The sequence below is a fragment of the Bradyrhizobium sp. CCBAU 45384 genome (genome assembly GCF_028128665.1).
Lineage (GTDB): Bacteria > Pseudomonadota > Alphaproteobacteria > Rhizobiales > Xanthobacteraceae > Bradyrhizobium > Bradyrhizobium manausense.
The window spans coordinates 38,480-54,460 of the sequence record NZ_LBIZ01000094.1 but is presented as its reverse complement, the minus strand read 5'-3'; the positions used below and the strand labels follow the sequence as shown (position 1 = coordinate 54,460).

14 protein-coding genes are annotated in these 15,981 nt (G+C 64.9%); 5 read left to right on the top strand and 9 right to left on the bottom strand.

Annotation, left to right across the window (positions count from 1 at the left end; genetic code table 11):
• Nucleotides 1–2: 2 nt before the first annotated feature.
• From fliN to motA, 4 genes are all read right to left on the bottom strand, one after another.
• Nucleotides 3–377: a flagellar motor switch protein FliN gene (gene fliN, locus XH80_RS08745; RefSeq protein ID WP_220004865.1), complete on the bottom strand. Its 375-nt coding sequence runs from the start codon at nt 375–377 to the stop codon at nt 3–5.
• A gap of 173 nt (nt 378–550) precedes the next feature.
• Nucleotides 551–844, bottom strand: coding sequence for a hypothetical protein (locus XH80_RS08740; RefSeq protein ID WP_271598250.1), 294 nt, complete (start codon nt 842–844; stop codon nt 551–553).
• On the bottom strand, nt 825–1,766 hold the full coding sequence (locus tag XH80_RS08735; RefSeq protein WP_057742825.1) for a flagellar motor switch protein FliM: 942 nt from the start codon (nt 1,764–1,766) through the stop codon (nt 825–827). Before XH80_RS08735 ends, XH80_RS08740 begins: the two co-directional genes overlap by 20 nt.
• Nucleotides 1,763–2,659: a flagellar motor stator protein MotA gene (motA, locus tag XH80_RS08730; RefSeq protein WP_220004868.1), complete on the bottom strand. Its 897-nt coding sequence runs from the start codon at nt 2,657–2,659 to the stop codon at nt 1,763–1,765. Before motA ends, XH80_RS08735 begins: the two co-directional genes overlap by 4 nt.
• A 153-nt stretch (nt 2,660–2,812) precedes the next feature.
• On the opposite strand from motA, the gene XH80_RS08725 reads away from it, so the two are divergent.
• The 4 genes from XH80_RS08725 (at nt 2,813) to XH80_RS08710 (ending at nt 7,287) form a co-directional block, all read left to right on the top strand.
• Nucleotides 2,813–3,604 (top strand): DUF1217 domain-containing protein, encoded by a 792-nt coding sequence (locus tag XH80_RS08725; protein WP_057743178.1) that lies wholly within the window; start codon nt 2,813–2,815, stop codon nt 3,602–3,604.
• 3 nt (nt 3,605–3,607) lie between these two features.
• Nucleotides 3,608–4,336, top strand: coding sequence for a flagellar basal-body rod protein FlgF (gene flgF / locus XH80_RS08720; protein WP_271598249.1), 729 nt, complete (start codon nt 3,608–3,610; stop codon nt 4,334–4,336).
• Nucleotides 4,337–4,384: 48 nt separating this feature from the next.
• Complete coding sequence (gene fliI, locus XH80_RS08715; RefSeq protein ID WP_271598248.1) at nt 4,385–5,710, top strand: flagellar protein export ATPase FliI; 1,326 nt, start codon at nt 4,385–4,387, stop codon at nt 5,708–5,710.
• Between the two features lie 941 nt (nt 5,711–6,651).
• Nucleotides 6,652–7,287 carry a MarR family winged helix-turn-helix transcriptional regulator gene (locus XH80_RS08710; RefSeq protein ID WP_271598247.1) on the top strand — a complete coding sequence of 212 codons (636 nt, stop codon included), beginning with the start codon at nt 6,652–6,654 and terminating at the stop codon, nt 7,285–7,287.
• Nucleotides 7,288–8,477: 1,190 nt separating this feature from the next.
• Here XH80_RS08710 and XH80_RS08705 read toward each other — a convergent pair.
• Nucleotides 8,478–9,542, bottom strand: coding sequence for a ketopantoate reductase family protein (locus tag XH80_RS08705; protein WP_271598246.1), 1,065 nt, complete (start codon nt 9,540–9,542; stop codon nt 8,478–8,480).
• Nucleotides 9,543–9,900: 358 nt separating this feature from the next.
• On the opposite strand from XH80_RS08705, the gene XH80_RS08700 reads away from it, so the two are divergent.
• Nucleotides 9,901–11,412, top strand: a complete 1,512-nt coding sequence (locus tag XH80_RS08700; RefSeq protein WP_271598245.1) for an ATP-binding protein — start codon at nt 9,901–9,903, stop codon at nt 11,410–11,412.
• A 5-nt stretch (nt 11,413–11,417) separates the two neighbouring features.
• Here the strand turns inward: XH80_RS08700 and XH80_RS08695 are convergent, their stop codons facing one another.
• The 4 genes from XH80_RS08695 to XH80_RS08680 all read right to left on the bottom strand — a co-directional run bounded on the left by XH80_RS08695 (nt 11,418) and on the right by XH80_RS08680 (nt 15,975).
• Nucleotides 11,418–12,443 (bottom strand): HoxN/HupN/NixA family nickel/cobalt transporter, encoded by a 1,026-nt coding sequence (locus XH80_RS08695; protein WP_442869131.1) that lies wholly within the window; start codon nt 12,441–12,443, stop codon nt 11,418–11,420.
• A gap of 123 nt (nt 12,444–12,566) precedes the next feature.
• Nucleotides 12,567–13,307, bottom strand: a complete 741-nt coding sequence (locus XH80_RS08690; protein ID WP_271598244.1) for an ABC transporter ATP-binding protein — start codon at nt 13,305–13,307, stop codon at nt 12,567–12,569.
• Nucleotides 13,304–14,152 carry an ABC transporter ATP-binding protein gene (locus XH80_RS08685; protein WP_271598243.1) on the bottom strand — a complete coding sequence of 283 codons (849 nt, stop codon included), beginning with the start codon at nt 14,150–14,152 and terminating at the stop codon, nt 13,304–13,306. Before XH80_RS08685 ends, XH80_RS08690 begins: the two co-directional genes overlap by 4 nt.
• Nucleotides 14,152–15,975 (bottom strand): ABC transporter permease, encoded by a 1,824-nt coding sequence (locus XH80_RS08680; protein ID WP_220004877.1) that lies wholly within the window; start codon nt 15,973–15,975, stop codon nt 14,152–14,154. The genes XH80_RS08685 and XH80_RS08680 overlap by 1 nt, the downstream gene beginning before the upstream one ends.
• Nucleotides 15,976–15,981 lie beyond the last annotated feature (6 nt).

Below are 15,981 nucleotides of genomic sequence, written 5' to 3'. Positions count from 1 at the left end.
GGTCAGGAATCACCCTGCCCCAGCGGTCCGACAATCTCGGTCAGCGAGACACCGAAGCGGGAATTGTCCTCCTCGACGACGACAACTTCGCCGCGGGCAACGACGCGGCCGTTGACCACGACATCAACGGGCTCGCCGACGCGGTGATCCAGCGGAACGACGGCACCGCGGCCGAGCTTCATCAAATTCGCCACCGGGATGGTCGCCGATCCCAGCACCACCTGCATGGTGACGGGAATGCGCATAATGGCATCCACATTGGCGAACTTGCCGGTCTCCTCGGCGGTGCGGGCGGCGATCTCCGCCAGCCGGTCGAGCGGAGAGGTCTCGGCATCGTCGGATGCGGTTGCAGATTCGTAGTCGAAGGATTGCGCCATCTGGTATCGCCTCTTGGTAGTTCCGCTCCCGGAGCGTCGCGTTCCGATCTATCTCTTCGGCCGTTTCCGGCCCTAAAGCGCGATGAGATTGGGTTGAATCGTCATCGCGCTTTCGCTCTTTGTTTGAGCATGATCTTTTCGGAAAACCGCTTCACACTTTTCCGGATCATGCCCTAGTGCTTGTTGGCCTCGCCCTGCAGCCCGTTGCGTGCATCGAGTGCGGCGATCGCCTCATGGGCCTGATCGATCTTTGCGCTCAGCACATTGGCAAGCCGGCCCAGATTTGCCGTGGAATCATGCGCCGCGGTAATCACGGTGTCGAAGGCGCCGGCGGTCTCGTGGACAATGGTCGAGAACTCGCCCTGGTAGCTGCGCAGCTTCGCGAGCTCGCGGTGCATCCGGGTCACCCGCATGCTCGTGAAGGCCAGCGCGATCAGCAGCACCGCATCAACGAGATAGGATATCATCGACGAACTCCCGCTTCTGATCGACGGGATCCGCCACCTGCATGGCGTAGTAGCCATCGAGCTGGCCGATCTGACACCAGAACAGTACCTGGTTGTTGCTCTCGAGCCGCGCCAGCGTACGCGGCGTGGCCTCAAGCTCCAGGACCTGCCCCACCTTGAATTTGACGACGTCCTCGAGGGTGATCATCTTCTCGTCGAGCACCGCGCTCAGGGTCACCTCGGTGCGGTGAACCTCGCTCTCCATCTGTTCGCGCCAGCGCGGATCGGCCGCGCCGCCTTCGCTGACGACGACATGGGCAAGCTTCTGCCTGAGCGGGTTGAGCGCGGAGTGCGGAATGATCAGGAACATCTGACCGCCGCGATAAAGCGCCTGCACCATCATGTTCGCACAGATCGACATGTTGCTGGCGCGCCCGATCGCCAGCGACGCCATCGCCGTCTCGACCCGCTCGACGCGGAAGGTGACGTTGGAGGTGCCGGCGAAAGCCGCCTGCAGCGCCTTGGCGAACCGGTCGAACAGCGCCTGGACCAGGCGGATCTCGATGTTCGAGAAAGTGCGTTCGACATCGAGCGGCGGCTCGGCACCGTCGGAGCCGAACATCGCTTCGACCATCGTGAACACGAAGTCACGGTCGAGCATGATAATGACGCGGGAGTCCCACTGCTCGGCGTAGAGCACGGCGGCGACCGCATTGCCCTCGTAGTCCTTGATGATGTCGCCGACACGGTCATTGGTGATGCCGTTGACCGAGAAATAGCAGGGCGTGCCGGCCATCGGCTGCAGGCTGTCCGTGCACGATGCCGCCATGCGATCGAAGATCACATTGAGCATCGGCATGCGCTCGATCGAGATGCCGGCGGCGTCCAGCAGATAGTTCGGCAGCTGCTTGCGCTGATCGACCTCGACGTCTTCCATCGTCATGCGCGTGCGGCCTTGGGTTCAGCGTCGGTCACGACGGCCTTGGGACCTGCGATCGTCTCGTTCTCGACGACGTCGATCGACGGCCGTTCGGAGCTCGCGATCATCTTGCGGCCGTGCTCGACGGCGATTTGCGGCATGGCGCCGTTCATGAACGCCAGCAGGGTCTGCTTGACGATGATGTAGGGCCGGCACTTCTTCTCGCGCGTCATCTTGATCTTCAGTGCGAAGGGCGAAATGATGCCGTAGGACAGGAAGATGCCGGCGAAGGTACCGACCAGCGCCGCGCCGATGAAGCCGCCGAGCAGCTTCGGCGACTGGTCCAGCGCGCCCATGGCCTTGATGACGCCGAGCACCGCCGCGACGATGCCGAGCGCGGGCAGCGCCTCGGACACCACCACCAGCGCATGATAGGGCGTCAGCTTGCTCTTCACGATGGTGTGGATCTCCTCGTCCATCAGCGCCTCGATCTCATGGGTACGGGCATTGCCCATGATGATGAGGCGCACATAGTCGCAGATGAACTGGAGCAAAGACGGGTCGCCGAGCACGCTCGGGAACGCCTTGAAGATCTCGGAGGACGAGGGATCGTCGATATGCGCCTCGACCTCATTGCGGCCCTTGCCGCGCAACTCGCGCATCAAGGCATGAAGCGCGCCGAGCAGGTCAAGGTAATAGCGCTGGCCAGGCACCGCGCCGGTGACGGCCTGCATGCAGGCGACCCCGGTGTCGACGACCGTCTTCCAGGGATTGGCCACGATGAAGGTGCCGACCGCGGTGCCCATGATGATCACGAACTCCCACGGCTGCATCAGCACGGCCAGGTGCCCGCCCATGGCGGCAAATCCGCCAAGCAGTGCTGCCACCGTGATGACAATCCCCACGAAACTGCCCAACGCGCCGCTCCATCACCGATCCCATCGGGAACATCTAGTCGGCCACGCTTGCGCGAAGCTGGCTTGGGCGTCCTTTCGGCCGCGCCAGCCCCGCGCAAGCAATTCGCGGCAGCTTGCGACGAGGTCGCAGCGGCGACCAGAGGGGCGCATGCCATGCTATCCACCATCGCGGATTACACCAGGCTGACTACGGACATGAGCAAGTCGCTGACTCAGGTCGAGCAGCAGCCGGACGTGAGCCGCGACACCGCCTATTATCTTGCCAATATCGGCAAGGTGAAAAGCATCGACGATCTCCTGAACAACTATAGGCTCTACTCCTACGCGATGAAGGCCTACGGCCTCGACGACATGATCTACGCCAAGGCGTTCATGCGGAAGGTGCTGACCGAGGGCATCGCGACCTCCAACACCTTCGCCAACAAGCTGAGCGACAGCCGCTACCGGGAGTTCGCCGCCGCCTTCAACTTCGCAGCACTCGGCGCCGCCGCGACCCAGAGCACAGCGGCCACATCAGGCACGACCAGCCATTATGCCACCCAGACGCTGGAGCAGAACGCCGGCGACCAGAATGAGGGCCTCCGGCTCGCCCTGTATTTCACGCGCAAGGCCGCCTCGATCACGAGCCCCTACCAGATCCTCGCCGACAAGGCCCTGACCCAGGTGGTGCAGACCGCAGAGGGCTGGTCGTCGACGATCAGCTCGTCCGACATCGACATGCAGGCCAAGATGATCACGGACAAGATCAACCTCGCCGATTTCAAGGACCCGGCCAAGGTCACCAAATTCGTGCAGCGCTTCGCGGCGATGTGGGATGCGACCCAGGCCCAGAACGACAGCTCGACCAACCCCGCGCTGGTGCTGATCACCGGCGCCTCGACATCGTCGGCCAGTCTCGACACCGATATGCTCACGACGCTTCAGAATATCAAGTTCAACAGGTAAGCCATGCAATCGGCCCTCTATGTCGGATTGTCGGCGCAGGTCGCGCTCGAGAAGCGCCTCCAGACGATCGCCAACAACGTCGCCAACGTCAACACATCCGGCTTCCGCACCGATGTCGTGAAATTCGAGACGGTGCTCTCCAAGGCCGGCGCCAACCCGGTCGCGTTCTCCTCGCCCGGCGACAACATCATCTCGCGCGAGGCCGGCAACATCACCGAGACCGGCAACCCGCTCGACGTCGCCGTGGTCGGCCAGGGCTGGATCGCCTTCGCCGGCCCCAACGGCACGGTTTATACCCGCGACGGCCGCCTGCAGATCGCCGCCAATGGCGACCTCCAGACGGTGTCGGGTTTCCCCGTCATCGATTCCGGCGGTGCGCAGCTCACGCTCGACCCGAACGGCGGGCCGGTCTCGATCTCGCGCAGCGGTGCGATCACCCAGGACAACAACGAGATCGGCACCATCGGCCTGTTCAATATCCCTGCCGATGCCACTCTCGATCGCTACGGCAATTCCGGCGTCACGCCCGACCGGCCCGCGACTGCCATCGCCGATTTCAGCCGCGATGGCTTCAAGCAGGGCTATGTCGAGGGCTCCAGCGCCAATCCGATGATGGAATTGACCAAGCTGATGTCGGCCTCGCGCGCCTTCGACAGCACCAACTCGCTGATCGACGGCACCGAGAGCACGCTCCGCAACGCAATCCAGACGCTGGGCGATCCTGGCAAGTAGACTTGAGAGGCGGCTTGCGCGTCGCGCGTAATTGGGTGGACGGTTTCCTTGAACGCTCTTCGGCAACTTGAGTGGGCGCTGCTCGAGCTCGAGCAGAGCACGCCTCTGGCAAGCGTCAGCGGCGCGATCTCCGAGATCGCGCCGACGCATTTTCGTGTCTCCGGCCTGTCGCGTTCGGTCAAGCTCGGCGAGCTGATCGGCGTCAATACCGGGGCCAAGCCCCAGATCGGCGAGGTGGTGCGGATCGACAGCGACGGCATCGTGGCCAAGCCGTTCGACCGGCACTTCGCCGGCGGGCTCGGCTCGGTCGCCTATCGCATGCCGCCCCTGTCGTTCGCGCCGGATCCGAGCTGGAAGGGCCGCGTCATCAATGCGCTGGGCGTGCCACTGGACGGAATGGGGCCGCTCACGCCAGGGTCGAGGGCCGTTTCGGCCGAGGCGGAGGCGCCGCCGGCGATGAAGCGGGCGCGCGTCCACAAGCCGCTGCGCACCGGCGTGCGCGTGATCGACCTGTTTGCGCCGATCTGCGCCGGCCAGCGCGTCGGCATCTTTGCCGGCTCGGGCGTCGGCAAATCCACGCTGCTCGCCATGCTCGCCCGCAGCCAGGGCTTTGACAGCGTCGTGCTGGCGCTGGTTGGCGAGCGCGGCCGCGAGGTGCGCGAATTCATCGAGGACGTGCTCGGAAACGACCGCAACCGCGCCGTCACCATCGTCTCGACGGGCGATGAAAGCCCGATGATGCGACGGCTGGCGCCGAAGGCGGCGATGGCGGTGGCCGAATATTTCCGTGACCGCGGCGAATCGGTGCTTCTCATCGTCGATTCGATCACCCGCTTCGCCCATGCCGCCCGCGAGGTCGCGCTGGCGGCCGGCGAGCCGGCGGTGGCCCGTGGCTACGCACCGACCGTCTTCACCGACCTGCCGCGCCTCCTGGAGCGCGCCGGGCCCGGCGAGGACGGATCCGGCACCATCACCGGCATCTACTCCGTGCTGGTCGACGGCGATGATCACAACGAGCCTATCGCCGACACCATCCGCAGCACACTCGACGGGCACATCGTGCTCTCCAGGCACATCGCCGACCAGGCACGCTATCCGGCCGTGGACGTGCTGGCCTCGGTCTCGCGGCTGGCGCACAACGTGTGGGATCCCGAGGAGCGGGAATTGGTGAGCAAATTGCGCACCCTGATCGCCAAATACGAGGACACGCGCGATCTTCGCCTGATGGGCGGGTACCAAACCGGGCGCGATTCGGGGCTCGACCAGGCCGTCGACATGGTGCCGCGGATCTATCAGGCCATGCGCCAGGACGCCTCGGCGCCGCCGAGCGCCGATCCGTTCCGCGAGCTCAGGGACATGCTCAAGGGCGACTAAAGCCCGATGAGACTAGGATGAATCCTCATCGCGCTTTAGGCTATTGTTTGAGCATGATCTTTTCGGAAAACCGCTTCGCACTTTTCCGGATCATGCTTTAGCGGCACGGCGTGCTGCCCGCGTCGGGTCAGCGCCCCTCGCATCCTGACGAGGTGCTGCATGTCGCGGCACAAACTGCACAGGCGTTTGTGCGCTGGCGGCGTTAGCCGCCAATCTCAGCCGTCGGGATGAGACCATAGTCCTGAAAGACGACAAGCAGATGATGCTCCCCGCATAGTCCAGCAACAACCGTCACGTGCATTCCCTGCAAGTTCCCCTGACCCTGTCTTGGCAATTCCCGAAGCAGATCGCGGAAGTTGTGGATGACTCTCGTGTTGCATCTCACCCGTCCTGCACAAGCTTCGATCAAACTGCATCAACGACAGACAGCAATATGCGTGCAATCCGCCATGCGTAGAACTACGTGCATCTGCCTTGTTTGACTGTGTATTACGTTCACCTTCATGTGTCCCGACCATCGAGATTGACTTGAACAATACATTGGTCTGCAGCGACATCCGCTCTCGAGTAGTCTCACTACTTGATTTTGTTGAGAAGCTCATTCATCGTTTCGACGGAACAAAAGAAACGTCTGCGTGTGACTTGAACTCAGGGGCTTCGGTTGAACAATTCCGATCCATCGTCCAGAGGTGACGGCAACTCGGGCTTGCGTTCGACGACCTTGTGGTTGGAATGGCATCGGCGGCACCGTTTCTTGCGCAGCATCCTGCGACGCTCATTGGTCCTGGGCGAATGTCTCGCCATCCAAGCCTTTGTGTTGGGCATGAGGCATTCATCGGACACGGCTGAGCATCCGGCTTTGCGCGAGATATTCGTGCGCCAAGGTGGAAAGCGGCTTCGGGGCGCCGCACACGCGATCCCCGGGGTGAGGTAGGAATTTTATGCCGTTGGCACGCGAAGCAGTCGAACTGCTGGTTCAGGCGGCCAGAGCCTGGTACTTCGAAGGAAATCAACACGGATTGCGCGATCGGGAGTGGATGGCGCTGCGCTTTCTCGGCCGCGCCAATCGCTTTTCGCGTACGCCATCTGCGCTCGCCGGCTTCATTGGCGCGACCAGGGCGACCGCGTCGCAGATCGTGAAGACGCTGGAGAGCAAATCCTTCCTGGTCCGGAAGCCGTCGCAGGAGGACAAGCGCTCCGTCGTTCTGGACGTCACGGCGCAGGGTGAGAAATGCCTGAACCAGCATGATCCGATCAATCACGTGTTGAATGCGGTCAATGCGCTCGGCACCGAGGAATGCATCAGGCTGCGCGACTCGCTCCGTGAGGTTCTCAATCATCTCGATGCGGCGCATCAGCGGCTCGATGCCAGCATCTGCCGCGATTGCATGTTCCTGGCCGAGCGCGGCCCCGCCCCGGGCAAGGGCCGCGCCACCGCCGAGTTCATGTGCCGGCTGTACCGCGCCCCCGTCTCGCTCGAGGAGACCGAGCTGCTGTGCACCAGCTTCGAGCGCACCCGCGACCGCCCCAAGATCGAGGAGCATTTCGATCGCGCGCGCGTGGCAAGCCAGGGGTGACGGCGGGCGCGCGCTCTCCCCCGTCATTGCGAGACAGCGAAGCAATCCAGAGTCTTTCCGCAGAGGGATTCTGGACTGCTTCGCTGCGCTCGCAATGACGGAGTATGAGGCGGCAGCATCGCTTCTCCGAGTGACACTGTCATTCCCCGCGCAGGCGGGGACTCCAGTACGCCGCGGCTTCTCGGCTCAATCATTGCTGTCTCGGAGTACTGGATCGCCCGGTCCTAGCGCGCAATTGCGCACTGGCCGGGCGATGACAGCGAGTGTGTAGATGCAGTATGAGACCACGGCATCGCTCTTCCGTTCGCAGGTGTCGTAGGGTGGGCAAAGGCGCCAAGCGCCGTGCCTACCATGTGCTTGTGGTGGGCACGCTTCGCTTTGCCCACCCTACGATAGCGTCGCCTGTGGCAAGCAGCTCCAATCGCAGACACGCCTTCGCCTCCTCGCGGCTCATGTCGCCCGAGCTTTGCTTGATCACCCTCTCAATCAAGAGGGCGCAGGGAAGACCGGGTGCCGGCTTGGCACCCGCGGTCTGCTGCGCGAAAATGTAGCGCAAGAAGACCGCACAGCAGCATACAGGTGAAGCCCAACACACGGCCTTCCCTGCGCGATGGGTTGACGGCTTATGCCGCGCTCTCCCGGGAGCCGAATTCCTTCTGGCCTCCCTCGCCTCGCGAATTGACGATGTGGCCAGCCCGGTTGGACGCTCCACACCTCCGCAAAGGCTTGACCGTAGCGACGACGGCCGGGACCACACGGTTTTGCCGTACGCGCGGTTCGCTGGTTCACCGCATTATCTCCCAGCGTTGTCGACATTGCCGGAAGAATGCAGGCGAGACGAACCTCAACAGCGCCGCTCATCCACACGCGGTTTCGGGCTCACAGGGACTACCCGCCCTGCCCGCACCCTCTCGTGCCGACGCTGCCGCGTCCACCGCATCCCCGGCTCGCGAAGCGTGACGACGTACGATCGCCCCTCAAGGTGAGCCGGGATGGACGATACATACGCTATTTCCGTTTGCGCACGTGGATTGACAGAGGGCGACACGCCGGCCTCTCCGTGTCATTCCGGGGCGCGCCTCTCGGCGCGAGCCCGGAATCCATTTCACAGCGTGACCTGGGGCCCGATGGATTCCGGGCTCGATGCTGCGCGTCGCCCCGGAATGACGATGGGGAGAGTCCGTGGGCCGCTACTGCGCACCCGATCCGCCCTGCACGATCTTCTCATTCAGCTTCTGGTCGACGGTATCGACCGTGCGGTCGATCTCGGCATTGGGCGCGCCGAGCTGATGCGAGATCAGCTTCACCAGGAGGTCGACGCGCTCGATGAAGGGCGCTCCGCTCGCGACCGCGCGCGCGGCCGAGGAGGGCTTGAGCAGGCTCTCGGCGGCTTTGGCGTATTTCGCGAAAGGGACCTGATCCGCGGGATCGGCGCCGAGCCGGCGGGCGATGGCGTCGACATGGTCGTAGATCGTCTGCGAGCGCTTGAGATCGCCATGCACGGCGTCGCGGATCGACTGCGGTTCGTTCGGCGTGATGCAGCGGTAATTGCCGGTGAGCAGCATCGACCATTTCGCCAGCGGCACGAACAGGGACGAGAACACTTTCAGCTTCACCGGCACGTCCTTGCCGTCGAGCGTCACGGCATCGATGTCGGCCTCGAGCTCGCGCAGCACCTTGTTGTGCGTCTCGTCGGCGAAGACCGAGGCCTTGAAGTTGGTGGGCAGGCCGACATGCAGCACGTTCGCCGCTTCCTCCGGCGGACGGAAGGCCTGCGGATCGGGCGAGCACAGCGTCACCAGACCGGGCTCGAACCGCTCCCACACCTGCGCATTGGTGTAAGCCTCCTCCAGATCCATATCGGCGAGCGCCGGGATGCGCTTGAGATAAGGCAACGGCGGCATGTTCATGATCGACAGGCAGGGCAGCTTCGCCGCGGCGATCTTGACCATGAGCATGCGAACTGTGTGGTTGGTGTATTGCGGCTCCTGCATCGCCAGGCCAACAAGGTCATAGCGCGACACGTCCACATTCTGCGGCGTCACCGCATCCAGCTTGCCCGGCAGGTCGCGCGAGAAGATCGCGCGGTGCACCGCTTCGTCGCGCAGCTTGATGCGCACCTCGGTGCCGTCGCGGTTGATCAGCTCCGCAGTCTTGGCGCGGCAGACCAGGGTCACGTTGTGCCCGGCCATCAAGAGCTTGGTGCCCAGCAGGGAGCCGTAGGAAGCTCCCAAAATCAGTACGTTGCGCGCCATGATCGTCCCCTCGATGTCTTGTGTGATTTTTGGGCCCCGGCTGTGGTCCGCGGGTGCGTTGCAGCATCTAAGGCAAACCGATCGGGGCTGGCAACTGGGATAATGCATACAAGGAGGGAGCGAATATTCCGTCACACGGACCGGGCCGGCGGGTCAATTCTCGACCAATTACGGCTTAGCCGAAATCTGGATGCAGCACCGATCCCGCCCGTCGTTCCCGCCCGCAGGACTACGGCTTTCAAATCCCAGCAGAAATTCCGCCGTGGGCAACACGGCGTGTTCCCAGCTGTTTCGCTCGACGCATCCCGCTTCGGTTGATAAGCCCTTGCCGCGAATGACGGGGCTTTGAGTCGGGGACATGACGGTTGCGATCGAGATGGGGCTGACCACGGCGGGCGCCGGGGCGGCCATGGACCTCGAGGAACTCTTGGCGACCCGTCTCCTGGTGCAGGGCAATTCCGGCTCCGGCAAGTCGCATCTGCTCAGGCGCCTCCTGGAGCAGAGCGCGCCCTGGGTGCAGCAGGCCATCATCGACCCCGAAGGCGATTTCGTCACGCTGGCCGAGCGCTTCGGCCACCTCGTGATCGAGGCCGAGGATCACACCGAGCGCGGCCTGCAGGTTGCCGGCGAGCGCGCCCGGCTGCATCGCGTCTCCACCGTGCTCAATCTCGAGGGGCTGGACGCCGAGAACCAGATGCGGCGCGCGGCCGCCTTCCTCGGCGGCCTGTTCGACGTCGAGCGAGATCATTGGTACCCGATGCTGGTCGTGGTCGACGAGGCGCAGCTGTTTGCGCCTGCTGTCGCCGGCGAAGTTTCAGACGAGGCGCGAAAGCTCTCGCTGGGTGCCATGACCAATCTGATGTGCCGCGGCCGCAAGCGCGGCCTTGCCGGCATCATCGCGACGCAGCGTCTGGCCAAGCTCGCCAAGAACGTCGCGGCCGAGGCCTCGAACTTCCTGATGGGCCGGACCTTCCTCGACATCGACATGGCGCGCGCTGCCGATCTGCTCGGCATGGAGCGGCGGCAGGCGGAGGCCTTTCGCGATCTCGAACGCGGACAGTTCATGGCGCTGGGGCCTGCGCTGTCGCGCCGCCCGCTGCGGCTGAACATCGGCCCGACCGAAACATCCCCGCGCAATTCGACCCCGCGGCTGATGCCGCTGCCCGAAGCGACGCTGGAGGATGCGCGCGCCGTGATCCTGGCCGCGCCGCCGCCGGATGCGAACCGGCCGCAGCGCCGGCCGGCGCCCGACCTGCTGGAGCAGCTCCGCGCAGCCAAGGCGGCAGCGCCCGAGATCAGCACCGAAGAGGTCGAGGTGCCGGTCAGCGCCGAGGAACTCGCAGAACGGCGCGAGCGCGTCGATCGCACGCTGCGCGCCGTGCTAGCTGCGCCCGATGCCGGCTTCCGCGCCATCGGCGTGCTCTATCAGGAATTCGTGGTTCGCTGCCGCATCGAAGGCCTCGGCGCGGCCGTACCTGACCTCACCGAATTCCGTCGCATGCTGACGCATGCGCGCGCGGGCCTCGGCACCGACATCGCCGAGGACGATGCCTGGCAGGAGGTGAGCTTGCGCGCCTCGATCCTGCCCGACGACATGCAGGGCGTGTTCATGATGATCGCGCGCGCCGCCAAGGAAGGCTGGCCCTGCCCCGGCGATGCCGCGATCGCCCGCGCCTATGGTTCGCACTCGCTGCGCCGGGCGCAGCGTCTGCTCGGCTATATGGAGGAGCAGGGCCTGATCGTGGTCCAGCTCGACGGCGGCGGACGCAGGATCGTGACGCTGGTGGAATTGGCCTGGGCGACCGCGCCGGGTGATCCCCACGGCGACGACCAACCGGCCGAGCAGATGCCGAGCGCGGCGTCGGCTTGACGCCCTCAGGCCGTCGCGAAGATGCGGCGGTAGAGCAGGCTCGAAACCAGCCAGGCTATCACGAACAGCGCGATCACGGCGAAGCCGACATTGGCAAGCGACGCGTTGAGACCATCGACCAGCGCCCACACGCCGCCATTAAATCCGAGCCGGTCGCTGATCAGGCCGAGCGCCTCAATGCCGCCGATCAACAGCGCGACCGCGACGGATGCGCCTGTGATGGTGAGGTTGTACCAGAGCTTGCGCATGGGATCGACGAAGGCCCAGCGATAGGCGCTGACCATCAGCGCGGAATCGGCGGTATCGACCAGCGCCATGCCTGATGCGAACAACGCGGGGAAGACCAGGATGTCGGCGAGCGAAGCACCGCGAGCCGCTTCGGTGGCGGAGATGCTGAGCAGGCCGATCTCGGTCGCGGTATCGAAGCCGAGACCGAACAGCAATCCGAGCGGAAACATGTGCCAGGGCTTCGTCACCAGGCGGAACATCGGGCCGAGCAGGCGCGCGAGAAAGCCGCGATGGCCGAGCAGTGCCTCCGAACCTGCGGCGTCGTGGACGCCCTGCTCGCGCGCGGCGCGAAACGTCCGCCACAGGCGGGCGAAGATGGCGAGGTTGATCGCTGCGATCACCAGGAGGAACAGCGCCGACACCGAGGTGCCGATCAGGCTGCCGATATCCTTGAGCAGGCTGTCGCCACCAAGGCTGACCACGCCGAGCGCCAGCAGCATGGTTGCGACCACGACGATGGTGGAATGGCCGAGCGCGAAATAGAGACCGACACTGCGCGGCATATCGCCCGCCTGCATCTGCTTGCGCACGACATTGTCGATGGCGGCGATGTGGTCGGCATCGACGGCGTGGCGCAGGCCGAACACCCAGGCGAGCAGCGCCGTCGCCATCACCGCGGGCCGGTCACCGAACGCCGCGAAAGCCCAGATCCACGCGGCGATGTTGGCGGCGACGAGCCCGCCGAACAGCAGCACCATTCCGGACTCAATCGCCCGCATAGACCATCTCGTCACGACCCGCATTCCGCCCGCACGTCTCATTGCGCCAACGGTATGATCTTTTCATAAGATGGTCATACTGACCAGTGCAATCGCGCAAGAGCAGCGGTGCTTGCGGCCATCCTTCCCCGGCAGGCCGAGGCCAAGCTACGCGGCCTCGGAGCCGCCGAGATAGGCGTCGCGAACGCGAGGATCGTCCTTCAGCGTGCGCGCCGGGCCCGAGAGCACGATCTTGCCGGTCTGGAGCACATAGGCCTCGTGCGCGATCTCGAGGGCGAGGCTGGCGTTCTGCTCGACCATGAAGATCGAGACACCGTCCTGGTTGATGGTGCGGATCAATTCCAACACGCGGTCGACATAGAGCGGCGACAGGCCCATGGTCGGCTCATCCATCACGATCAGGCGCGGCCGGCTCATCAGCGCGCGCGCCATCGCCACCATCTGCTGCTCGCCGCCGGACAAGGAGCCGGCGCGCTGCGACAGCCGCTGGCCGAGCTTCGGAAACAGCGTCAGCATCTTGTCGAGATCCTGCGCCACGGCGTCGCGGTCGTTGCGCACGAAGGCGCCCATCAGGATGTTTTCGCGCACGCTCATATCGGCGAACAGCCGCCGCGCCTCGGGCACCGAGGCGATACCGCGGCGGACAATCTGCGGCGTGGTGAGGCCGATCAGCGAGGCGCCGTCGAACGTCACCTCGCCGGAGCGCGGCTTCACCAGACCCAGGATGATCTTCATGGTCGTCGACTTGCCGCTGGCATTGCCGCCGAGCAGGCAGACGATGTGGCCGCGGCCGACTGATATCGACAAGTCGAAATGGACCTGGGCCTGGCCATAGAACGTGTTGACGTCAGTCAGTGCCAGCAGCGGTTCGGCTGCGCCCGTGGTCATGCCGCGCTCTCCTGCTCCGCCGCCCCTGCTAGCCCGTGGCCGAGATAGGCCTCGATCACCTTGGGATCGCTGCGCACCACCTCGCCCGGCCCTTCCGCGATCTTCTTGCCTTCGTCCATGACGATGACGCGATCCGAGAGCTGCATCACCATCTCAAGCTTGTGCTCGATCAGCAGGATGGTCAGCCCCTCTGCTTTCAGCTCGGCGACGAGGGCCTGCATTTCCGCGGTCTCGCTCGGGTTCATGCCGGCGGTCGGCTCGTCCAGCAGCAACAGGCGCGGCTTGAGCGCGAGCGCACGCGCGATCTCGACGCGGCGGCGGTTGGCGTAAGACAGGCTATAGGCCGGCTGGTCAATGCGCGGCAACAGGCGCTCGCCGAAGCGGGCGAGGATGGCTTTGACCTCTTCGCGCAGCCGCTCTTCCTCCTGCCTGACACTCGAAGGGCGCAGCAGCGCCAGGCCCAATTCCAGCAACGGGCCGATCACAGGCACGGCCGGCTTCACGGCACGCAGGCGCGTATGGGCGCCGATCAGGACGTTGTCCATCACGCTGAGATTGCCAAAGACACGGCCGAGCTGGAAGGTGCGCGCGATGCCTTGCGCGGCGAGCCGCTCCGGCGAGAGTCCGGTGATGTCCTGTCCCTCGAAGCGAACCTGGCCCGCATCCGGCCGGTCGAGCCCGGTGACGAGATTGAACAGCGTGGTCTTGCCGGCGCCGTTCGGGCCGATGATGCCGACGAGTCCGCCCTTGGCGAGATCGAGATCGATGCCGTCAACGGCGGTGAGGCCACCAAAGCGACGCGTCAGCCCGCGCAGGGACAACAGCGGCGCGTGCGCTTCCGCCATCAGATCGTCCCCAACAGGCCCTGCGGCCTGAATCGCACGAGCAGCAGCAGCACGATGCCGTAGATCAGGATGCGGTACTCCGCCGCGATCCGGAACATTTCGGGGATGCCGACCAGCGCCACCGCGCCGACGATGGCACCGACGACATTGCCGAGGCCGCCGAGGATCACGACCGTCAGCGCCAGGATGGATTGCTGCGTGTTGAAGGTTTCATGGTTGATATAGGAGTAAAGATGCGCGGCGATGCCGCCGCTGAGGCCGGCGGCGAAGCCGCCGAAGATGAAGGCGAGCGATTTGTAGCGGTTCAGGCTCAGCCCATAGGCACGCGCCGCGATGTCGTCATCGCGAATGGCGCGAAAGCTGCGGCCGAGATGCGAGCCGAGCAGGCGCGCCTGCAGCAACGCGAGCACGACCATGACGGCGAATGCGAACCAGTAGACCGAGGCCGGGCTGATCAGATCGTAGCCGAACAGCGACAGCGGCGGGATGCCGGAAATGCCGATCGGCCCTCGCGTGACGCTTTCCCAGTTCAGGATCACCAGCGACACGATCTCGCCGATGGCGAGCGTCGCGATCGAGACGTAGTGGCCGCGCAAGCGGAATGACGGCGAGATCAGGATCGTGCCGAGCGCGGCGCTCATCAGGCCGCCGGCGATGATGGCAAGGCCGACCGGGACGTTGAGCGTCAGCGACAGCAGCGCGGAGGTATAGGCGCCAATCGCGAGCAGCGCGGCGTGTCCGAGCGAGACCTGGCCGATCGTGCCGGCGACCAGCGTCAGGCTCAGCGCGAGCATGCCGAGCAGCCAGGCGTTGATCAGGGTCTGGAGCACGTAGAACGACACCGGCAGCAGCGGCAGGATCGCGAACGCGGCGACCGCGACGGCCAAGGCCCAGCGCGGAATGCGCAACGGTCGGCTCGGCGCAATGAACGTGCCGGTGAGCGGCTCGGGCGGCGCCTGCCGGGCGCTGGCAAACAGGCCGTTCGGCCGCAGCACCAGCACGACGACCAGCAGCAGGAAGGCGAACAGATTGCGATAGCTGGTGCCGAACACGGCGACGCCGTAGCTCTCGACCAGGCCCAGCAGCATGCTGCCGACCACCGCGCCCGGCACGTTGCCGGCACCGCCGACGACCTCAGCGACGACGCCCTTCAGTGTCGCCTGCAGGCTCATCGCGGTGTCGATCTGGTTGTAGTACATGCCGACCAGGAGGCCGGAGACGCCGCCGAGCGCGGCCGCGATGCCGAACACGGTCTGATTGACGCGGTTGACGTCGACGCCCATCTGCATCGCGGCGTCGCGGTCCTGCGAGGCGGCGCGCACCGCCCAGCCGAGCTTGGTGTAGCGCAGGAACACGAACAGCAAGAGCGCGCTGGAGATGCCGACGCCGGCAATCAGGAGATCGAGCGGCCCGATGGTGCCGCCGCCGACCTGGAAGCGGACATCAGGCAATTGGCTCGGCAGCGCGCGCGGATTGGGCGAGAAGGTCAGCATGACCAATTGGTCGAGCACGAAGCTGATGCCGATGGTCGCCAGCAGCGGCGCGATCCGCACCGAGTTCTGCAGCGGCCGCAGGCCGAAGCGCTCGATGATCAACCCGACCAAAGCGGCCACCACCGCGACGAAGATGATGGTGAGCGGCAGCGGCGTGTGCAGCTGCACCACCGCGACCCAGCCGATATAGGCGCCGACGAGATAGATCGAGCCCTGCGCAAAGTTGATCAGCCGGCTGACGCCGAAGATCAGCGCGAGCCCGACTGCAACGAGGGCGTAGACGTTACCGACGATCAGCCCGTTGATGGTGTAGTCGAGCCAGGAAGACACGCAGGG